The following is a 19,332-nucleotide window of genomic DNA, read 5'->3' as shown; positions in this document are numbered from 1 at the left end:
CGCCACCCACCTGAGACCGAGCCGCCTAGAGCACGAACTCCACCCCGTCCGGGAGGACTTCGACGCCCGCCTCCGACACCTGTGCGCGAGCCGCGGAGGCCGGGTCGAGCAGGGGATTCGTGTCGGCGAGGTGGGTGTAGACACGGCGGACGTGCGGGTGGCGGTTCAGGGCGGCGAGGCTGCCGGCGGTCCCCGAGACGGGCAGATGCCGCCCGGCCCGCGCCGCCTCGTCCGCCGTGAAGTGGGTGCCGTCCAGCACGACGCAGTCAGCCGCCGCGACGAGGTCGTCCAGCATCGCGGTCCACGTGCCGACGCTGGGCGCGTACACGAGGACGCCTCCGGTGGCCAGGTCCTCGATCCGGTACACCGTCACCCACCGGCGGTCCTTCGCCCGGCGCGGCACATACGCCGGGGGCTCCCCCACCACCGGGTGCGCTGTGACGACCAGGCCGCCGGCCAGCACGAACCCGCCCTCCGTCAGGCTGTCCGCCCACTCCCACGGGGTATGGCGGTCGAGGGCCGTCCGCGCCGGGGCCAGGGTGGCGAGCACCGGAGGAGCGGCGTACGTCTTCATGCCCGCGGCCTCGCGCAGCACGGCCAGTCCTGCCAGGTGATCGGCCTCCGCGTCGGTCAGCAGGACACCGCGCACCGGACTGTGCCGGGGGCCGGGCCACAGGGCGGAGGCGGCGGTGAGCTGGGCTCGGATGTCCGGCGAGGTGTTCAGCAGCCACCAGTCCCGGGAGTTGCCGCTGACGGCCGCGCACTCCGGGGTACGGGTGGGCAGCTTGCCGTCACGGGCGGCGGCGCACCGCGCACAGGCGCAGTTCCACCGCGGGAAGCCGCCTCCGGCCGCGGTGCCGAGCAGGACGACCCTCAAGACGACCCCCCATCCCCAACACGTCGGCACTCCCGGTGGGATCTTCCCTCTCCATACGGCCGAACCACCCTGCGGCGGGGAGCAGTTCCGGCCGACCTTCACCGGACGGCGCCGCTCACCACCGTCACGCGCGTCACCCGTGCCGCAGCAGTTCCCGTACGGCGCCGAAGGCGGCCTCGGTCGTCGCCGCATCCGCGCCGGGGCGGGCGAGTGCGCTCATCGCGATCGGCGTGACGGCCGGCAGCCCCTCGCACGGGGTGAGCCCGTCGGGCGCGGCGCCGACCGAGGCGAGCAGGGCCACGCCCTGGCCGGTGCGGGCGATGTCGAGGACGCCCGCGAGGTAGCCGGCGTCGCCGACGACCGTGGCAGGCACTCCGTGCCGGGCGAGGGTCGCGATGGCGCGGCGGCGGATCGCGCACGGTTCCTCGATGGCGACCAGCGGCACCGGAGCGGGGGCGGCCGGGGGCGCCCAGCCGGGAACGGCGTGCCAGGTGAGCGGGAGGCCGCCGACGGGGGTGCCCTCGGTGGCGGCGGCCTCGGTGACGTACACCGCGACATCGACGCTGCCGCGCTCCACGGCCTCGACGAGCCGGGCCGAGCGGTCGATCCGGAACCGCACCCGGCAGCCGGGGCGTACCTCCTGGACCGCGGCGGTGAGCCGGGGCAGGAACTGGTCGGCGGCGTGTTCGGTGGAGCCGACGGTGACCGTGTCGCCCTCGACGTCGAGCAGGGTGCGGACGGCCTCGTCGTGCACGGCGAGGATCCGGCGTGCCTGTTCCAGCAGCCGGCGCCCGTCGGGGGTGAACCGGGTGCCCCGGCCCTCGCGTTCGACGACCGGCCGCCCCAGGGTCTTCTCCAGTTTGCGCACATGCTGGCTGACCGCGGACTGGCTCAGCGAGAGCGTCTGGGCGGCGCGGTGGAAGCCGCCGCAGTCGGCTATCGCGGTCAGGCTGCGCAGGGCCACGATGTCGAGGACGGGTTGGGGCATGCCGTGACAGTAGCCCGCCCGGGCGATCGATCGCGATCGCTGATCGGTTTCGATGCGGAATCGTCGTTGGACGTGGTCCACCGCCTGCGGTCATGATGAGCGCATGCTGCACGCGACCGCTTCCGCTGCCCTTCTGACGCAGCGCCGAGTCATCGACTTCGGCGTGGCGTGCAGCGCGCTCTGTCGCTGACCCTGCCTCCGGCTCGCTGATATTCCCCGCGGTGCCCTGCCGCCGTCCGAGCTGATCAGGTTTCCCCGCGCTGACACGTGACAGCGCCTTCTGCCTGCCCGTTCGGTAGCCCTTTCCCTTGACCTCGCCATGCCCTCACACGGGAGTTGCCCCCTCATGTCCTCATCGTTCTCCTGGGACGAACCCGAAGGCCTCGCCGCGCGCGGCACGCTGATCGTGCTGGCCGGGCGGGGTGAACACGGCGGTGTGTACGAGCGGTTCGGCCGCCGGCTCGCCTTCGACGCGTACCGCGTCCGCGCCCTCGGTGACCCGGCCGCCGACCCGTCGGTGCTCGACGAGGCGGCCAAACTGCTGGCCGACGAGTCGCTGCCCCACCCGAAGGTGCTGGTCGGCTCGGACACCGGCGCCCTCTATGCGGCGCGGCTGGCCGAGGAGCGGACGGTGGACGTCGACGCCCTGATCCTGGTCGGGCTGCCCGTCTCCCCCTGGACTGCCGGGAGTTGGGAGGCCGAAGTCGAAGCCCGCACCGCCTGCCCCACCCACCAGGGGCGGCTGACGAACGACGCGGACTTCCGGCGGGACGCGCTCGACTCGCTCCCGGACCTGCCCGCACCCCGGCTCGACCGGGTGAGGGTCCCCGTCCTGGCTCTGCACGGCAAGGACGACACGGTGAGCCCGGTCGATCAGGCACTCGCGGCGTACCAGGGTGCGCGGACGGTCGTCTTCGACGGCGGCCGGCACGACGTCCTCAACGACGCCCTGCACCGCACCGTCGCCGCCACGGTCGTGCTCTTCCTGGAGCGGCTGCGCCTGTCCCCCGAGCTGCCCCTGATCGCGGAGGAGCAGGCATGACCGTCACGACCACCGTCGCCGAACTCCGCGAGCAGCTCGCCACCGCCACTCCCCCGGCCCTGCTCGACGTCCGCTGGGCGCTGGGCGACCCGCACGGCCGCGAGCACTACGCCGAGGGCCACATCCCGGGTGCCGTATACGTCGACCTGGACACCGAGTTGGCGTCCGCTCCGAGCCCGCAGGGCGGTCGGCATCCGCTGCCCTCGGTCACTGATCTCCAGCGGGCGGCGCGCGCATGGGGCATCCGGGAGGGGCAACCCGTCGTCGTGTACGACGACTTGGGCAACACGGCGGCAGCCCGGGCCTGGTGGCTTCTGAGGTACGCGGGGCTCGGGGAGGTGACGCTGCTCGACGGGGCGCTTGGCGCATGGCGTGCGGCCGGACTCCCCCTGGAGTCGGGGGCACCGGCTGACCGGGCGCCGGGCGACGTCGTCCTGCGTGCGGGCGCACTGCCGACCACCGACGCCGACGGCGCCGCCGAACTCGCGGCCTCGGGGCTGCTGTTGGACGCGCGGGCCGCCGAGCGGTACCGCGGCGAGGTGGAGCCGGTCGACCCGCGCGCCGGTCATATCCCGGGCGCCGTCTCCGCGCCGACCGGGGAGAACCTCGCGGTGGACGGGACCTTCCTGCCGGCCGAGGAGCTGCGCAAGCGGTTCGAGGGGCTGAGTGCCGGTACGGGCGGGCGCGTCGGTGTGTACTGCGGCTCGGGGGTGACCGCGGCCCACCAGATCGCCGCGCTGGAGATCGCCGGCTTCGAGGCCGTCCTCTTCCCGGGTTCCTGGTCCGCCTGGTCGGCCGATCCCGACCGCCCGGCCGCGAAGGGGAGCCGGCCATGACGACCAAACCACTGACACTGCCGCGGCAGACCTCCTCGGAGACGCCCGCACCGTCCACCCGCGTCACCATCCGAGGCAGCGCCAAGACCGGCCGCCGCTTCACGGTCCCCCGCTCCGTGCGCCGCGCCGCCGGACCGATCGGCCTCGTCCTCCTGTGGTTCCTGACCTCGGCCACCGGTGTCCTCCCGGAGCCCGTGCTGGCCTCCCCCGTGGACGTCGTGAAGCAGGCCGTGGAGCTGACGCGGACGGGTGAACTCCCCGGCGCCGTCGCCGCGTCGGGCCGCCGTGCCGCCACCGGCTTCCTGATCGGCGCGACCGTCGCGCTGAGCCTGTCCCTGCTGGCCGGTCTGTTCCGGCTCGGCGAGGACGTCATCGACTCCTCGATGGGCATGTTCCGGGCGATCCCGTGGGTGGGTCTGATCCCGCTGTTCATCGTCTGGTTCGGCATCGAGGAGACCCCGAAGATCGCGCTGGTCGCCCTCGGGGTGACGTACCCGCTGTACTTCAACATCTACGGCGGCATCCGCTCCACCGACGCCCAACTCGTCGAGGCCGCACGGATGATGGGGCTCGGCAGGCTCGGCCTGATCAAGTACGTGATCCTGCCGAGCGCGCTCCCCGGCGCCCTCGTGGGACTCCGGTACGCGCTGTCCACCGCCTGGCTGGCGCTCGTCTTCGCCGAGCAGATCAACGCCGACGCGGGGCTCGGCTATCTGATGAGCAACGCCCAGCAGTACTTCCGCACGGACGTCATCGTGCTGTGCCTCGCCGTGTACGCGCTACTCGGCCTGGCCTGCGACTTCGCCGTACGGATCCTGTCGCGGCGGCTGCTGACCTGGCGGGCCAACTTCGAGGGCGAGGCGTGAGCGGCATGGCCAACAGCGTGGAAATACGGGGCCTTTCGCGGGCCTTCGACGGCAACACCGTCCTGCACGAGCTCGATCTCGACATCCGCGAGGGCGAGTTCGTGGCCCTCCTCGGGCACAGCGGCTGCGGCAAGTCGACGCTGCTGCGGATCCTCGCCGGGCTCGACGACGAGATCGGCGGCGAGGTGACGGTGCCCGCGCGCCGCAGTGCCGCCTTCCAGTCGCCGCGACTGCTGCCCTGGCTGAAGGTATGGCGCAACGTCGTTCTCGGACTGCCCGGACGGCCCGACCGCAGCCTCGCCGGGAAGGCGCTCGACGAGGTCGGCATCGCGGACCGTGCGACCGTCTGGCCGAAGACGCTCTCCGGCGGCCAGGCCCAGCGCGTCTCGCTCGCCCGCGCCCTGGTGCGCGAGCCCGAACTGCTGCTGCTGGACGAGCCGTTCGGCGCCCTCGACGCGCTGACCCGCGGCAAGGTGCAGCAGCTGGTCGCCGAACTGTGGCAGCGGCACGGCTGCGCGATCCTCCTGGTCACCCATGACGTGGAGGAGGCGCTGCTGCTCGCCGACCGGGTCCTGGTGATGGACGAGGGCCGTATCGCCCACGAGCTCACCGTCGACCTGCCCCGCCCCCGTGACCTGACCACCCCCGACTTCGTCACCCTGCGCGCCCGCCTCCTCGGCTGGCTCGGCGTCACCACCCGCACTCTGGAAGGAACCCCCTCGTGATCCGCAGACTCGCCCGCGCCGCGCTCAGCCTCACCGCCCTGCTGGCGCTGACGGCCTGCGGCGCGGACTCCTCGGCCGACGCCTCCGCCAGGGACGGCCAGGTCACGCTCACCATCGGCGACCAGGCCAAGACGCTCCAGACGATCGTCGCGGCCTCCGACGCCCTCAAGGGCGCCAAGTACCGCGTGAAATGGGCGGAGTTCGAGGGTGCGGCACCGCTGTACCAGGCCGTGCAGGCGGGCGCCGCCGACACCGGGTACTCCGCCGACCTGCCGGCGCTGCAGGCGCTCAGCGGCGGGGTGAAGGTCAAGAACGTCGCCGCGCTCAAGAACGACGGCAGGCACGTCGGCATCGTCGTCCGCAAGGACTCCGGCATCGACAGGGTGAAGGACCTCAAGGGCCAGAAGGTCGTGGTGTCCTCGGCCAAGGGCAGTATCTCGGAGTATCTGCTGGCCAACGCGCTGAAGCAGAACGGGCTCAGCTACGACGACGTCAAGGTGCAGTACCTGCTGCCGACGGACGCGCAGGCGGCGTTCGCCTCCGGGAAGATCAACGTCTGGGCGACGTTCGGTGTCTACCAGGCCGTCGGACTGGAGCAGGGCGGGAAGCTGCTGATCGACGGCGGCGACGGCCGGGTCAGCGGCATCGGCTTCATCAACGCCTCCGAGACCGCACTCGCCGACAAGTCCAAGAAGGCCGCGCTCGCCGACTTCCTGAAGCGCCTCGGCACGGCCCTGGAGTGGACCAGCACCCACCAGGACGCCTACGCCGAGGCCATCGAGCAGCGCAACGGCGCCGACGCCTCCGTGGCGAAGACGCTGGCCTCGGCGGCGTACAGCAAGGTCCTGCCGATCACGCCGGAGGTGAACCGGACCGTGCAGGGCGTCGCCGACCTGATGAACGGGATCGGGGTCCTCGACCCGAACGTCGACGTGGCGAAGTCGGCCGACACGTCCCTTCTCAAGTGACCTCTCAAGTGACCTCTCAATTGACTGTCAAGTGACCTTCATGACACGGGAGTTGTCCATGCCTGTCGAATTCATCAGCGCCGTCCACACGGACGCGGGAGCCTCCGGTCCGGCCGCCGCGAGCCGCACCGGCCTCGACGTCGACCATCTGCGCAGGTACGCCCGCGCGTTGGACGACGGCGGCTTCGACCACACGCTGGTCGCCTATCACTCGGCGTCGCCGGACGCCTTCCAGATCGCCCAGTTCGTCGCGACGCACACCGAGCGGATCCGCCCGATCCTGGCGCACCGGCCGGGAGTCCTCTTTCCCACCCACGCGGCCCGCGCCCTGGCCACCCTGGATCAGATCAGCAATGGCCGGCTGACGCTGCACATCATCTCCGGCGGCAGTGACGAGGAGCAGCGTCGGGAGGGCGACTACCTGGGCAAGGCGGAGCGGTACGAGCGTTCGGACGAGTACATCCAGATCCTGAGGAAGGTGTGGCAGGCCGACGGGCCCGTCTCGCACGAGGGCAAGTACTTCAGGTTCGAGGGCTACTACTCCGACGTGAAGCCGGTGAACGGGCTGGTCCCGATCTCGGTGGGCGGTTCCTCCCAGGACGCGTACCGGGTCGGCGGACAGCAGGGCGACATCTTCGGGCTGTGGGGCGAGCCGCTCAAGGAGACGGCCGAGCAGATCGCCGCCGTCAACGCGGTCGCGGACGCCGCCGGGCGCCCCCGGCCCCGTATCTGGGTGTCGTTCCGCCCGATCATCGCGCCCACCGAGGAGCTGGCCTGGGAGAAGGCGCACCGCACGCTGGGCGCGCTCAAGGACCAGGCCCGCAACACCGAGTTGCTGCGCCACTACCGCACCACCGGGCGCCCCGCCAACGTCGGCTCCCAGCGGCTGCTCGACATCGCGGACCGGGGCGAGGTCCACGACCGCTGCCTGTGGACCGCGCCCGCGGTCGCCACCAACGCCGCCGGGGCCTCGACCGCGCTGGTCGGCACCCCCGAGACGGTGGCCAAGGCCCTGCTCGACTACGTCGACATCGGCTGCGACCTGCTGTCGATCCGCGGCTACGACCCCCTGGGCGACGCCATCGACTACGCCCGTCACGTCCTGCCGCTGGTCCGGCAGGAACTCGCCCACCGCGCCACCACCCACGCCGCCTGATGGAGCTCCCGTGTCGTTCCGCCGTTCCCTGCGCACGTCCGCCGCCGCGCTCACCCTGCTCCTGCCGTTCGCGGCGGGCTGCGGGACCGAAGCCGAGGCCGACGCCCCGTCCTCCGTCTCCGCGGTCACCCTGAGAGTCGGCGCCACCGGCTGGAAGACCGAGGAGGCCGTCCTCAAGTACGCCGGCCTCGACGACGCCCCCTACCAGGTGAAGTGGAGCCAGTTCCAGGGCGGCGACCAGCAGCTCCAGGCCGTCCGGGCCGGGGCACTGGACCTCGCCTCCTCCAGCGAGATCCCGCCGATATTCGCCGCCGCCGACGGGGCACCCAACTTCAGGGTGGTCGCCGTGCAGCGCGGCTCCACCCTCAACCAGGAGGTCGTCGTCCCCAAGGGCTCCAAGGTGACCGACATCGCCGGGCTGAAGGGCAAGAAGGTCGGCTACGTCCAGAACACCACCGCCCACTACTTCCTCTACCGACTGCTGAAGCAGGCGGGCCTGAAGTGGTCCGACATCGACGCCAAGCCGCTCCTGCCGAACGACGGCCTGGCCGCCCTCAACGGCGGCGGCATCGACGCCTTCGCCTCCTACGGCACGTCGATCATCACGGCCCATCAGCAGGGCGCGACCACGGTCGGCTCGGGCAAGGACATCCTGTCCGGCAACTTCCTCTGGTCGGCGCGGGACAGCGTGCTGAAGAGCCCCGCGCAGAAGGCGGCCGTCGCCGATCTGATCGCCCGGATCACCAAGGCGTACGCCTACGTCCGCGACGGCCACCTCGACGGCTTCGCGAAGATCACCGCCGACGCCACCCACCAGCCCCTCGCCCAGGCCCGGAAGGACCTAGCCGACGCCCAGAACCAGCGCCCGACCCAGGCCCGGACGGTCGGCGACGACACCATCGCCTCGCAGCAGAAGGTCGCCGACGCCTTCACCGAACTCGGCGCCCTGAAGCAGCACTTGGACGTGAAGTCCTTCTGGACGACCGACCTCAACGCCGACCTGAAGAAGGCCCTGTGACGATCGAGACGACCGAGCCGACCGAGCCCGAGACGACCGCGCGCATCGCCGAACTGGCCGTCGAGTACGACCGCTCGGCCGCCTTCCCCGCCGAGTCCCTGCGGATCGCGCACGCGGCGGGACTGCTCACCGCGACGATCGGCGAGCGGTACGGCGGCCGGGGCGGGGGCGTCGAGGAGAGCGCCCGGATCCTGCACTCCCTGGGGCGGCTCGACCCGTCCGTCGCCCTGATCGCGGCGATGACGCTGAACACACACGCCCGGCAGGCCGCTCAGCCGCACTGGCCGAAGGAGCTGTACGCGCGCGTGGTGAAGGAGTCGTTCGAGCGCCCGGTGCTGGTCAACCACGCGCGCGTGGAGCCCGAGTTGGGTTCCCCGGCGCGGGGCGGGCTGCCCGCGACCCGGGCGCGGCGTACGGCCGACGGCTGGGCGGTCAGCGGCACCAAGCGGTTCGTGACGGGCGCCGAGGGGCTGGACTGGTTCCTGGTGTGGGCGCACACCGACGAGCCCGAGCCGCGCGTGGGCACCTTCCTGGTACCCGGCGGCTCGCCCGGCATCGAGATCACCGGCCGCTGGGACCAGTTGGGACTGCGGGCCAGTGGCAGCCATGACGTGACGTTCCACGAGGTGGAGGTCCCGTACGAGCACGTCATCGGGATCGGCCCGTACGGACCCGCCGCCGAGCAGGACAACCGGGCGGGCGCGGCCCTCCATCTCCCGCTCGCCGCCCTCTACTTGGGCGTGGCCCGTGCCGCGCAGGCGTACTTCCACACCTTCGCCAACGCGCGCGTGCCCGCCAATCTGGGGCATCCGGTGGCGCGCACGGAACGTTTCCGGCGCACGGCCGGAGAGATCGAGGTGCTGCTCGCCGCCTCCGAGCAGCTGGTGTTCGACGGTGCCGCGAAGCTCGACTCCGGCGACGCCTCGTACACCCCCGAACAGGCCCTCGGCGCGCGCGTACTGGCCGACCGGCACGGCGTACGGGCCGTGGAGCTGGCCGTACGGCTGCTGGGCAACCCCGGTCTGGCGCGCGGCAACCCGCTGGAGCGGCACTTCCGGGACATCCAGTGCGCGCCTGTGCACGCGCCCCAGGAGGACATCTCCCTGCTCGCCATCGGAACGAAGGCACTCACCCCGTGACCGCAGCCCCCGAGACGACCGCGTCCGCCCAGCTCCTCGGGCTGCTCGCCCGCGACCTGCCGCCCGACCGGCTGACCACCGACCCGGCGGTACTCGCCGCGCACGCCACCGACCGCTCCGGTACCCGGCCCGCCGGGGAACCCCTCGCGATGGTGCACGCCCGGCGGACCGAGGACGTCACGGTCACCCTCCGGCACGCGCACGCCCTGCGGGTGCCGGTGGTGCCGCGCGGCGCGGGCACCGGGCTGTCGGGCGGAGCCACGGCGAACGAGGGCTCGCTGGTCCTGGACCTGTCCGGCATGAACCGGATCCTGGAGCTGTCAGCCGACGACCAGCTCGCCGTCGTCGAACCCGGTGTGATCACGGCCGAGCTGGACCGTGCGGCCGGCGCGCACGGGCTGCGGTACGCGCCCGACCCGGCGAGCGCGGCCCTGTCCACCATCGGCGGGAACATCGCGACCAACGCGGGCGGGCTGCGGTGCGCGAAGTACGGGGTCACCCGGGACAGCGTGCTGGGTCTGGAGGCTGTGCTCGCCGACGGGACGGTGCTCGGGACCGGTCGCCGTACCGTCAAGGGCGTCACCGGCTACGACCTCACCGCGCTGCTCACCGGCTCGGAGGGCACCCTCGCGGTGATCACCTCGGCGACCCTGCGGCTGCGTCCGGTGCCGGTGGCGACGGCGACGATCGCCGCGTACTTCCCCACGTTCGAGGCCGCCGCCGAGGCCTCGTACGCGATCGGCCGGGCCGGTGTCGTGCCCGCGCTGGCGGAGCTGGTGGACGGACCCGTGCTGGGCGCCATCGACCCGGCGCTGCGGCAGCGGGGTGCCGCGCTGCTTCTCGTGCAGTGCGACGGTGCGGGCGCTGCGGCCGAGGCCGCGGTGGTCGCGCGGCTGCTGACCCCGCTCGCCTCGACCGTCGAGACCACCGAGGACCCCGGCGAGGCGGAAGCCCTGCTCGCCGCCCGCCGGCTCGCCCTGCCCGCGCTGGAGCGGCTGGGGCGCCCGCTGATCGAGGACATCGCCGTGCCACGGTCCCGCCTCGCGGAGGCGGTGCGGGAGATCCGTGCCATCTCCGCACGCCATGACGTGCCCGTCTACACCCTCGCCCACGCGGCGGACGGGAACCTGCACCCGATCATCGTCGTGGACCCCTCCCTCGCCCGGCTCCCCGACGCCGCGTGGGAGGCGGCGGGCGAGATCTTCGCGCTGGCCCTGCGGCTCGGCGGCACGCTGACCGGGGAGCACGGGGTGGGCCTGCTGAAGCGGCAGTGGGTGGCCGACGAGCTCGGGCCCACCGCCCATGCCGTGCAGCGGCGGGTGAAGGAGGCGTTCGATCCGCTGGGGATCCTCAACCCCGGCAAGGCGCTGTGAGGGCGGATGCGTCCTTGAGCGCTACGGCCGCGCCAGCAGCGTCCGTACGCCCTCCGAGGTCAGCGTCAGGGGGTGCGGGGAGCCCGCGTCGATGGTGAGCGCCAGGTCCTCGGACGGCCACTGCGAGGCGAGTGCGCCCAGTGGTACCAGGCGGTAGCGGGAGATGAAGGGCAGCAGTGCGGCCATCGCGGGCTCGGAGGTGAACACCGGGACGGTCGGGTCGCCGCCCTGCTGCTCCATGACGGGCAGCGCCACGGTCTCGGGGTCGTCGGCGACCTCCGCGCCGGCGTCGTCGGGCACGGGGACGAGGACGTCGCTGCTCGCGAGTATGTCCATCGCCGCCCTGTCCTCCGTGTTCTCGGCCAGTGCGTCCAAGGCCCGTCGGGCGGGGGTGGCGTCGTAGTTGTTCGCGGGTGTGTGCATGGCGGATCCCCTGGTAGCGGCGGTCTTGCGGCCCTGCTCGCGTACCCGATCCGGACCGGAGCATTCCTGTGGCTGTCCAGGGGATCGGCCGGGTGGTGGTCGGGGGCGGGAGGTCGTTGTCAGGGGATCAACGGAATGTGTTCGGACGGCAGCCCCAGGCGGTCGCAGCCGACCCGGCGGGCGAGGGGCTCGGCCATGGTGGGGCCCACATGGGTCCAGTACGTGGCCGCGTCCCGGAAGTAGCGCTGCATCCGCTCCCCGTCGCGCGCGTGCCGGGAGCCGGCCGTGCGGAAGAGGGTGCCCTGGAGGACGTCCCAGGCCATGCGGCCCGCGTTCAGGAACATGAGCGCGAGGCGGTTGTCCTCGGCGATCGTGAAGGGGGCGGCGCCGATGGTGTTGCGGTGGCAGGTCTCCATCCACTCCTCGGCGGTGCGCTGGAGCGCCGCCTCGGCCGTGTGGATCACGCCGAGGGCCTCGCCGAGGTGTCGTTGGTAGTCGTGGAGTTCGGCGCGGGTGCGGTCGGGTTCGTGGATGAGCGGGCGCTCGGCGACGGCCCGGGCGTATTCGTCGGCGGCGGCGTGGGCGGTACCGATCATGACGGCGGCCAGTTCGCCGTGGAAGAAGCTCGGCGCCCGACCGGCGTACATCGGGTTGCCGTGCAGCTCGGAGCCGACGCTGCCGCCCTCGACGGGCAGGTCCAGCAGGCTGGCCTCGCGGGTGAGATACGTGGGGAGGCGGGCGTGCTCCATGAGGACGCTGTTGGAGCCGGTGCCGCGCAGTCCGAGGACGCCGTGCCAGTCGTCGAGCACCGTCCACACCGAACGGGGGGCGACGAACAGGACCGGCGGGCCCGGCGGGCCTCCGGAGTGGTCGGGGGCGCGCAGGGTCTGCCCTACGTAGTGGGTCGAGTACGGGGCGCCGGAGGAGTACGGCCAGGTGCCGTCGAGGACGACATGGCCGTCGCCGTCGGGCTGTGCGACGCCGATGGGCGTGACCGTGGACGCGGCCCGGAAGTCGCCGTCGGCGCCGAAGATCTCGTCCTGCGCGCGCTCCTCGAAGAGCGTGGCGACCTGGAGGACGTGGGCGGAGGTGAGGGTCAGGGCCCAGCCGGTGGAGGGGCAGCCGCGGGCGATCTCGGTGGCCACGCGGTAGAAGGTGGGCAGGCCGAACTCGTAGCCGCCGTACCGGCGCGGCTGGAGCATCCGGTAGAAGCCGGCCCGTAGGAAGTCGTCGTGGGTGTCCTTGGGGTAGTGCGTCAGCCGTTCGGTCTCCGGCTGACGTTCGAGCAGCACGGGCCGTAGGTGCACGGCGCGTTCGACGATGTCGCGTTCGGTCAGACCGGGCTCGGGAGCGGCGATCACGATGCCTCCTGACGTGTGGGGCCATCCGTTCGTGCCGTGTCGCGGGACGCGCTACGAGTGATTGAACACGGCAACCGCCTCGGGGTACCGACGGGATATCGCCAAGTGGCGGGCCGCGCGGCGGCCAGGTGTCCGGGGCTCGCAGGGAGTCGGCCGCGGGCGGACAGTCGTAGCCTGAAAGGGACGGGACAGGCTCCCGCCCTGGTGGGCGCGGGAGGCGGTGTATGCGTTACGACGACCGCAGGACGGCCGGGCGGCTGCTGGCCGAGAGGCTCCAGGAGCTGCGCGGTCGGGATGTCGTGGTGCTGGGGCTGCCGCGCGGCGGCGTGCCCGTGGCCGCCGAGGTGGCCCGTGGGCTCGGCGCCCCGCTGGACGTGCTGGTGGTGCGCAAGCTGGGCGTGCCCGGGCAGCCGGAGTGGGGTTTCGGGGCGATCGGTGAGCACGGGGTCCGTGTCCTCAACGAGGACGTGATCGACGCGGCCGGGCTGCGGACGGGCGAGCGCGAGGCCGTGGAGGAGGCCGAGCGGGGCGAGCTGGAACGGCGTGTGCGCAGCTATCGGCGGGAGCGGCCTGCGCTGCCGGTCGCCGGTCGCACGGCCGTCGTCGTGGACGACGGACTCGCCACCGGCGCCACGGCCGAGGCCGCCTGCCGGGTCGTACGAGGCCAGGGCGCGGCCCGGATCGTGCTCGCGGTGCCCGTCGGGGCGAGCCACAGCGTGGCCCGGCTGGAGCGGGTGGCCGACGATGTCGTCTGCCCGCACACGCACCAGATCCTCGGCTCGGTGGGCGCCTGGTACCGGGACTTCACCCAGGTCACGGACGCCGAGGTCACGTCCCTGCTCGCGCAGGCCGCCCGCGCCGCACCCCGCTCTTCCGCCGCGCCCGCCGCCGCATCGCCGTCGGACCGCGAGGTGCTGGTCCCGGCCGCGGGCGCGCGGGTCGGTGCCCGGCTGGTCGTGCCGGACGGGGCGCCGGCGGCCGTGGCGTTCGCGCACGGCAGTGGCAGCAGCCGGCACAGCCCGCGCAACCGGTACGTCGCCACCGCCCTCAACCGGGCGGGTCTGGCCACGCTGCTGCTGGATCTCCTCACCGACGAGGAGGCACAGGACCGGCACAACGTCTTCGACATCCTGCTCCTGGCCCGGCGCCTGCACGCCGCTTCGATGTGGCTGCGCGGTGAAACCGGGCTGCCCGTCGCCTACTTCGGGGCCAGTACCGGAGCCGCCGCCGCGCTGGAGGCCGCCGCGCTGTCCGGGTCCGACGTCCGCTCGGTCGTCTCCCGTGGCGGCCGCCCCGATCTGGCGACCCCGGCGGCGCTGATCCGCCTGCGGGCGCCGACCCTGCTCATCGTCGGCAGCCGCGACACCCAGGTGCTCAGCCTCAACCGCCTGGCGGCCGACCGGATGCACTGCGAGCACCGGATCGCGGTCGTCCCGGGCGCCACCCACCTCTTCGAGGAACCCGGCACCCTCACCACCGTCGCCGAACTGGCCCGCGGCTGGTTCACCGCCCACCTCGACCGGCCCGGCACGGGGGCGCCACGCCGTTCCGCGTAGGCCCGGGCGGCTGGTTCCCGACCGTCCGGAGGGCCCGGCTCCGCCAGTTCCGGGGTCATGGAGATTGCGTGCAGACCATTTGCTTAAACTCCGAACATCCGTACGGAGAGGGATCCCGCGTGAGTGAACCGAACGGTCCTGTCTGCCCCGAGTGCGGCATGCCCCGGGCATCGGACGGCACTCCGGACTGCTCGTGCGGCCAACTGGCGTCCGACACCCGTCGCGAGTCGCGCATGGCGGAGGCGGCGGCCGCGGAGGACTTCGACCCGGTGCGGATCCGGCCGTTCGTGGACCTCGGTGGCGACGCCGCCGCGGACGCGGACGAAGTCACGCGCGAGCCGCGGGAGTTGACGAAGTCCGACGACGCCCTGCCGATGCCCGCGGACACTGAGGAGGCGCCTTCCGACCGGGCGCCCCTGCGCGACGCGGATGCCCGGGAAGGTCCCCGGCGCAGGCGCCGCACACTGCTGCTCACCGGAGGCGCCACCCTGGTCGTCCTGCTGACGGGCGCTTTCCTGGGCGGGTTGTTCACCTATGACAGCCCGTCACGGGACGGGACCGCGTCCGACGAGATACGGGCACCCGTCCCGGACGGTTCGTCCGAGGACGGCACCTCCCCCGAGGGGCAGTCCTCCGGCACGTCGCCCGCATCGCCGTCCCGCAGCTCGACGCCCTCCCCCGGCACGACTCCGGCCGACAGCTCCCCCACGTCGACCGACGCCCCCGCCACCCCGACGACGGCCCCCTCCGGCGCGGGAGCCACCCCGAGCGTCACGGCCCCGGAACCGACCGATGCGGAAGGAGGGCCCCCGGTCCTCCGCTTCGGCGACCAGGGTCCGGAGGTGGTCGAACTCCAGCTCCGCCTGCGCCAGATCGGCTCCTACGGCGGTGCCGCCGACGGTGACTACGACCGCGAGGTCGAGAGCGCGGTGCGCACCTACCAGCTCACCCGCGTCGTCCTCGCGGACGATTCGGGCGTCTACGGCACGGCGACCCGGGCCTCGCTGGAGTCCGAGACGTCGGAGCCGTGACTAGGCCGTCTCCGCCAGCAGCTCGGCGACCGTCGTCACCCGGATCAACGGCCGGTACAGGTCCAGCACCTGCAACGCCCTGACGTGCGAGTCGTCGTCCGCGCCCGCGCAGGCGTCGGCGACGACCAGCACCTCGACGCCCGCGTCCGCAGCCGCCAGCGCCGTCGACAGGACACAGCAGTCGGTGCTGACGCCGGCCAGGACCAGGCTCCCCTCCGAGGTGGCGCGTCGGGACAGTTCCGGGGTCCATTTGCCGAAGGTGGTGGCGTCCAGCACGTGCCCTTCGAGGGACGCGAACTCGTCCGTCAGCCGCCAGAGTGGAGCGTCCGGAGGTTGCAGGGCGAAGGGCCACTGCTCGTAGTACGCCCGCCAGGCGCCTTCCGGCTTGTCGGGCGCCACGAATCGGGTGAACGTCACCCGGTCCCCGAAGGCCGGCAGCAGCCGTCGTACACCCGCCGCCGCTTCGGCGAATCGGGGGGCGGCCCAGGGGCTGTCGGGGTCGGCGAAGACGCGCTGCATGTCGATGACGACGAGCAGCCCGGAGGTCATGTGGCCGCCCCTTCGTCCGCCGTCGGGCTCGGTGCCTGTGCCTCCTGTGCGCGGATGCGTCCGCGTCGCAGGGCGAGTGTGCCGAGGAAGCCGAGGGCGAGGGCCGCGAGGACGCCGAGGTTGGCGTATGCCCAGGCGCCGGACCTGCCGCCGAGGCCGAGTGGGCCGAGCAGATAGCCCTGCCAGTCCAGCCAGTTCGCCGTCGAGTTGGTGACCAGGCCCCAGCCGAGTGCGGTGGCCGTGACGGTCAGGAGCAGCGGGGTGAGCGGTACGTCGCCGTAGCGGCCGGACGGGCGGTAGAGGTCGGGCTCGTCGTAGTCGCGGCGGCGCAGGGCCAGGTCGGCGAGCATGATGCCGCACCAGGCGGCGATGGGGACGCCGAGTGTGGTGAGGAAGCCCATGAAGGGGCCGAGGAAGTCGTCGGCGACGAACACGATGTAGATCGAGCCCGCGATCATCAGCACGCCGTCGAACAGGGCCGCCACGTAGCGCGGCACGCGCAGACCCGCCGAGAGCAGGGCCAGGCCGGACGAGTAGATGTCGAGGACCGCGCCGCCGACCAGGCCGAGGACGGCGACGACGGCGAACGGGACCAGGAACCAGGTCGGCAGGATCGTCGTCAGCGCGCCGATCGGGTCGGCGGCGACGGCCGCGTTGAGCTCGCTGGATGAGCCGGCCAGCAGAAGTCCGAAGACCAGCAGGAGCAGCGGCGCCAGCGACGCGCCGAAGGCGGTCCAGCCGATCACGCCCCTGCTCGACGCGGTGCGCGGCAGATAGCGGGAGTAGTCGGCGGCCGCGTTGACCCAGCCGAGGCCGAAGCCGGTCATCATGAAGACGAGCGCGCCGATGAACTCCTGGGCGGATCCCGCCGGCACGGCGCTGACGGCCGACCAGTGGACGTGGTCGGCGACGAGAACGATGTAGACGACGGTGAGCACGCCCGTGACCACGGTGATCACGGTCTGGAACCGCATGATCAGGTCGAAGCCCATGACGCCGACGACAACGGTCAGCGCGGCCACCACGACAAGGGCGACCACCTTGGTCTCGGTGCCGCCGCCCCAGCCGAGCCGCCCGAAGACGGTCGCCGTGGCCATGGTGGCGAGGGCGCAGAGCACGGTCTCCCAGCCGACGGTGAGGACCCAGGAGATCACCGACGGAAGGCGGTTGCCGCGCACGCCGTACGCGGCGCGGCCGAGCACCATCGTCGGCGCGGAGCCGCGCTTTCCGGCCACGGCGACGAACCCGCACAGCAGGAACGAGAAGACGATGCCGACGACTCCGGCGGCCAGCGCCTGCCAGAAGGAGATCCCGAAGCCGAGCGCGAAGGCACCGTAACTCAGGCCCAGGATCGACACGTTGGCCCCGAACCAGGGCCAGAACAGGGTCCGTGGCGTGCCTTTGCGCTCGGCGTCGGCGATCACGTCGAGGCCGTGGGTCTCCACCTGGAGTCCTCGGCGCGAGGGCCTGCCGTCCAGTGGGTCCGAGGATGTGATCATTGCGGCATCGTCGCACCGCTCGCCCCGCCGGGGAACTCCTCGATCGCGAACGAAGCAGTCGGGGCGCCCGTCGAGCGGTTGCCATGCAGCAGTCACTCGTCCGAGTGGGTCTTGGTGTACCGGTTGCCGTCCGAGGGTGATGTTCATGTGGCAACAGCACCCAATCCACAGGAGTACGCATGCGTATTCGCACCGCACTTGCCGCCGCCGCTCTCGGATCTCTCGTCGTCCTCGGCGGCGCCACCGTCGCCGTCGCGGATGTCGACGACCAGAGCACCACCGGTGCCGCCTTCGGGAACGAGAGCTGGCAGGGGCCGTCGTTCGACAAGGGCCAGAGCGGCGCCGCCTTCGGGGACGAGGCCTGGTCAGGGCCCTCGTTCGGGGACAAGGCGGGCGGCGCCTCCGGCAGTGAAGCGACCCAGGACATGGGACAGGCGCAGGGCTTCGGTGACGCCGGCAGCTCGTTCCAGCAGTAGGTAGGGTCCAGCCGATCAGCGGGACCGTCCGGACCGGCGGCCGAGGGCGCCTCGTATGCATGTCGCGTACGAGGCGCCCTCGGCCGTTGCTGGAGCTGAGTGACGGGCCCGAGGGCTCGCTCGCAACAGGGCTCCGCCGAGACCGCCCGGATCGCGAAATGCATCGCGCGCGAGGAAATTCCAATTACCGGCTGGTAAGTATGCGAGGGAAATCCCGTCAAGGACCGACAGCAAATTGAAATCCGGTCAGCAGTTCGCCGAAATTCCGCGGGGACGGCGTGGGCAACTGGTGAACGTTCGATGAACTCATCGACCCTGCGAGCGTATTACCTTCGCCACACGTGGAGCCCCCCTGTGCCACATAACCCGTGGAACGACTAGCCTCCGACCTCAACCGGAGGCGCGGGCGCCTTGCCGACCTGCCGAATTACCAAATCTTTGCTTGACCGGCCCATCTCGGTGCTTTAGAAGTAAAGCAACTTTTGCGCATGCGCCGACGCGCGCACATTGCGCTGCTGCGACTTAGGGGACCCGACGAGGCCACCGCCACTCCCATTCAGCTTGTGAGGTACACGTCAACTCAGGGTTTGTCCGGTGGTCGAACGGGCCGCTGGAAAGGGAAAGGACCCGCGAGCGCGTGGGGTTAGCACCACTCAGTATTGGAGCGTCTATGGCCAGTGTCCGATCTCTCGTGGTGCGCGCCGTCGCTGATACGCGCCGCCCGGTCGACGCAGGCTGGTCGGTATGGCCGCCCGCACGGTAGAGGCGCCGGTCGTCGGCGAACGGGGCGCGGTGGTCGGCGTGGCCGTGCACGCCGGTGACCCGGTCAGCGGCGAGGGCGCCGTCGCCTGTCTGCGCTCCGTCCCGGGGATCACGCTGCTCCCGCCCGACCGCAGGTGCGAAGCCGACGTCCTGCTGGTCACGGTCCACCAGACCACCGAGGACATGGTCTGTTGGATGGAACGCGCCGCCGCCGAGTCGACCAACCCCGACATGCGCATCGTGCTCGTCGCCGAGACCATCTCCGAACACCACCTGATGCGCGCGGTCACCAGCGGGCTGGTGGCCTTCCTGCCGCGCGAGGAGGCCAACCGGGACCGTGTGGTGAAGACCATCCGGGACAGCAGGCGCGACCGCGCGCTCGTCCCCGAGCAGATGGTCGGATGGCTGCTCGAACAGGTCCGGACGATCCAGCGGACCGTGCTGGTGCCCAACGGCCTGACCGTCGGCGGTCTGCAGGAGCGGGAGGTCGAGGTACTGAGGCTGCTCGCCGACGGCCTGGACACCGTGGAGATAGCGCAGCGGCTCAACTACTCGGAGCGGACCATCAAGAACATCGTCAGCGGCATGCTGACCCGGCTGAACCTGCGTAACCGCTCGCACGCGGTCGCCTACGCGATGCGCTGCGGAGCACTGTGAACCTCTGGGAGCGCTTCCACTCGATGTCCA

General features: G+C 72.2%; 19 protein-coding genes. 13 read left to right on the top strand and 6 right to left on the bottom strand.

Annotated features, from left to right (window positions below; genetic code table 11):
• Nucleotides 1-25: 25 nt before the first annotated feature.
• Entirely contained in the window at nt 26-877 is an 852-nt protein-coding gene (gene pqqB / locus ACIA8X_RS31575) for a pyrroloquinoline quinone biosynthesis protein PqqB (protein WP_393444071.1), read from the bottom strand.
• A 133-nt stretch (nt 878-1,010) separates the two neighbouring features.
• On the bottom strand, nt 1,011-1,865 hold the full coding sequence (locus ACIA8X_RS31570; RefSeq protein ID WP_393444073.1) for a LysR family transcriptional regulator: 855 nt from the start codon (nt 1,863-1,865) through the stop codon (nt 1,011-1,013).
• 346 nt (nt 1,866-2,211) lie between these two features.
• Between ACIA8X_RS31570 and ACIA8X_RS31565 the strand changes: the two genes are divergently transcribed.
• The 9 genes from ACIA8X_RS31565 to ACIA8X_RS31525 are packed head-to-tail and all read left to right on the top strand — an operon-like array spanning nt 2,212 to nt 10,988.
• Entirely contained in the window at nt 2,212-2,907 is a 696-nt protein-coding gene (locus tag ACIA8X_RS31565) for an alpha/beta hydrolase (protein ID WP_393444075.1), read from the top strand.
• Nucleotides 2,904-3,743, top strand: a complete 840-nt coding sequence (locus ACIA8X_RS31560) for a sulfurtransferase (protein WP_393444078.1) — start codon at nt 2,904-2,906, stop codon at nt 3,741-3,743. The genes ACIA8X_RS31565 and ACIA8X_RS31560 overlap by 4 nt, the downstream gene beginning before the upstream one ends.
• Nucleotides 3,740-4,609, top strand: a complete 870-nt coding sequence (locus ACIA8X_RS31555) for an ABC transporter permease (RefSeq protein WP_393444080.1) — start codon at nt 3,740-3,742, stop codon at nt 4,607-4,609. Before ACIA8X_RS31560 ends, ACIA8X_RS31555 begins: the two co-directional genes overlap by 4 nt.
• Before the next feature lie 5 nt (nt 4,610-4,614).
• The gene (locus ACIA8X_RS31550; RefSeq protein WP_393444082.1) at nt 4,615-5,334 is read left to right on the top strand and encodes an ABC transporter ATP-binding protein; all 720 of its coding nucleotides are present in this window, start codon (nt 4,615-4,617) and stop codon (nt 5,332-5,334) included.
• Entirely contained in the window at nt 5,331-6,302 is a 972-nt protein-coding gene (locus tag ACIA8X_RS31545; RefSeq protein WP_393444084.1) for an ABC transporter substrate-binding protein, read from the top strand. The genes ACIA8X_RS31550 and ACIA8X_RS31545 overlap by 4 nt, the downstream gene beginning before the upstream one ends.
• A 58-nt stretch (nt 6,303-6,360) precedes the next feature.
• Nucleotides 6,361-7,458 (top strand): LLM class flavin-dependent oxidoreductase, encoded by a 1,098-nt coding sequence (locus ACIA8X_RS31540; protein ID WP_399459719.1) that lies wholly within the window; start codon nt 6,361-6,363, stop codon nt 7,456-7,458.
• Nucleotides 7,459-7,468: 10 nt separating this feature from the next.
• Nucleotides 7,469-8,476, top strand: a complete 1,008-nt coding sequence (locus tag ACIA8X_RS31535; protein WP_393444088.1) for an ABC transporter substrate-binding protein — start codon at nt 7,469-7,471, stop codon at nt 8,474-8,476.
• Nucleotides 8,473-9,615, top strand: coding sequence for an acyl-CoA dehydrogenase family protein (locus tag ACIA8X_RS31530; protein WP_399459718.1), 1,143 nt, complete (start codon nt 8,473-8,475; stop codon nt 9,613-9,615). The genes ACIA8X_RS31535 and ACIA8X_RS31530 overlap by 4 nt, the downstream gene beginning before the upstream one ends.
• Nucleotides 9,612-10,988: an FAD-binding oxidoreductase gene (locus tag ACIA8X_RS31525; protein ID WP_399459717.1), complete on the top strand. Its 1,377-nt coding sequence runs from the start codon at nt 9,612-9,614 to the stop codon at nt 10,986-10,988. The genes ACIA8X_RS31530 and ACIA8X_RS31525 overlap by 4 nt, the downstream gene beginning before the upstream one ends.
• A 21-nt stretch (nt 10,989-11,009) precedes the next feature.
• Here ACIA8X_RS31525 and ACIA8X_RS31520 read toward each other — a convergent pair whose 3' ends face one another.
• On the bottom strand, nt 11,010-11,411 hold the full coding sequence (locus ACIA8X_RS31520) for an SseB family protein (RefSeq protein WP_399459716.1): 402 nt from the start codon (nt 11,409-11,411) through the stop codon (nt 11,010-11,012).
• Nucleotides 11,412-11,530: 119 nt separating this feature from the next.
• Complete coding sequence (locus ACIA8X_RS31515; protein WP_399459715.1) at nt 11,531-12,772, bottom strand: acyl-CoA dehydrogenase family protein; 1,242 nt, start codon at nt 12,770-12,772, stop codon at nt 11,531-11,533.
• A 224-nt stretch (nt 12,773-12,996) separates the two neighbouring features.
• On the opposite strand from ACIA8X_RS31515, the gene ACIA8X_RS31510 reads away from it, so the two are divergent.
• Together ACIA8X_RS31510 and ACIA8X_RS31505 are read left to right on the top strand one after the other, a co-directional pair.
• Nucleotides 12,997-14,328, top strand: a complete 1,332-nt coding sequence (locus ACIA8X_RS31510) for a phosphoribosyltransferase family protein (protein ID WP_399459714.1) — start codon at nt 12,997-12,999, stop codon at nt 14,326-14,328.
• 119 nt (nt 14,329-14,447) lie between these two features.
• Complete coding sequence (locus ACIA8X_RS31505) at nt 14,448-15,359, top strand: peptidoglycan-binding protein (RefSeq protein ID WP_399459713.1); 912 nt, start codon at nt 14,448-14,450, stop codon at nt 15,357-15,359.
• On the opposite strand, the gene ACIA8X_RS31500 is transcribed toward ACIA8X_RS31505, so the two are convergent.
• On the bottom strand, nt 15,360-15,908 hold the full coding sequence (locus tag ACIA8X_RS31500; protein WP_399459712.1) for a cysteine hydrolase family protein: 549 nt from the start codon (nt 15,906-15,908) through the stop codon (nt 15,360-15,362).
• A complete protein-coding gene (locus ACIA8X_RS31495; protein ID WP_399459711.1) occupies nt 15,905-17,407 on the bottom strand; it encodes a purine-cytosine permease family protein in 1,503 nt (500 codons plus the stop codon). Before ACIA8X_RS31495 ends, ACIA8X_RS31500 begins: the two co-directional genes overlap by 4 nt.
• 179 nt (nt 17,408-17,586) lie before the next feature.
• On the opposite strand from ACIA8X_RS31495, the gene ACIA8X_RS31490 reads away from it, so the two are divergent.
• Both ACIA8X_RS31490 and ACIA8X_RS31485 read left to right on the top strand, forming a co-directional pair.
• The gene (locus ACIA8X_RS31490) at nt 17,587-17,883 is read left to right on the top strand and encodes a hypothetical protein (RefSeq protein ID WP_393444107.1); all 297 of its coding nucleotides are present in this window, start codon (nt 17,587-17,589) and stop codon (nt 17,881-17,883) included.
• 744 nt (nt 17,884-18,627) lie between these two features.
• Complete coding sequence (locus ACIA8X_RS31485) at nt 18,628-19,302, top strand: response regulator transcription factor (RefSeq protein ID WP_393444109.1); 675 nt, start codon at nt 18,628-18,630, stop codon at nt 19,300-19,302.
• The last annotated feature ends 30 nt before the right edge of the window (nt 19,303-19,332 follow it).

The sequence above is a fragment of the Streptomyces sp. NPDC051738 genome, from assembly GCF_044453205.1.
In the GTDB taxonomy this organism is placed as follows: domain Bacteria; phylum Actinomycetota; class Actinomycetes; order Streptomycetales; family Streptomycetaceae; genus Streptomyces.
The sequence above is the reverse complement of the archived record's forward strand: the minus strand, read 5'-3'. Positions and strand labels throughout refer to the sequence as shown.

What these genes read in the sequence shown, in the direction of transcription:
- ACIA8X_RS31570 (WP_393444073.1), bottom strand. Translation starts at nt 1,865, where the DNA reads ATGCCCCAACCCGTCCTCGACATCGTGGCCCTGCGCAGCCTGACCGCG.
- ACIA8X_RS31565 (WP_393444075.1), top strand. Translation starts at nt 2,212, where the DNA reads ATGTCCTCATCGTTCTCCTGGGACGAACCCGAAGGCCTCGCCGCGCGC.
- ACIA8X_RS31560 (WP_393444078.1), top strand. Translation starts at nt 2,904, where the DNA reads ATGACCGTCACGACCACCGTCGCCGAACTCCGCGAGCAGCTCGCCACC.
- ACIA8X_RS31555 (WP_393444080.1), top strand. Translation starts at nt 3,740, where the DNA reads ATGACGACCAAACCACTGACACTGCCGCGGCAGACCTCCTCGGAGACG.
- ACIA8X_RS31550 (WP_393444082.1), top strand. Translation starts at nt 4,615, where the DNA reads ATGGCCAACAGCGTGGAAATACGGGGCCTTTCGCGGGCCTTCGACGGC.
- ACIA8X_RS31540 (WP_399459719.1), top strand. Translation starts at nt 6,361, where the DNA reads ATGCCTGTCGAATTCATCAGCGCCGTCCACACGGACGCGGGAGCCTCC.
- ACIA8X_RS31520 (WP_399459716.1), bottom strand. Translation starts at nt 11,411, where the DNA reads ATGCACACACCCGCGAACAACTACGACGCCACCCCCGCCCGACGGGCC.
- ACIA8X_RS31510 (WP_399459714.1), top strand. Translation starts at nt 12,997, where the DNA reads ATGCGTTACGACGACCGCAGGACGGCCGGGCGGCTGCTGGCCGAGAGG.
- ACIA8X_RS31500 (WP_399459712.1), bottom strand. Translation starts at nt 15,908, where the DNA reads ATGACCTCCGGGCTGCTCGTCGTCATCGACATGCAGCGCGTCTTCGCC.
- ACIA8X_RS31495 (WP_399459711.1), bottom strand. Translation starts at nt 17,407, where the DNA reads ATGATCACATCCTCGGACCCACTGGACGGCAGGCCCTCGCGCCGAGGA.
- ACIA8X_RS31490 (WP_393444107.1), top strand. Translation starts at nt 17,587, where the DNA reads ATGCGTATTCGCACCGCACTTGCCGCCGCCGCTCTCGGATCTCTCGTC.
- ACIA8X_RS31485 (WP_393444109.1), top strand. Translation starts at nt 18,628, where the DNA reads ATGGCCGCCCGCACGGTAGAGGCGCCGGTCGTCGGCGAACGGGGCGCG.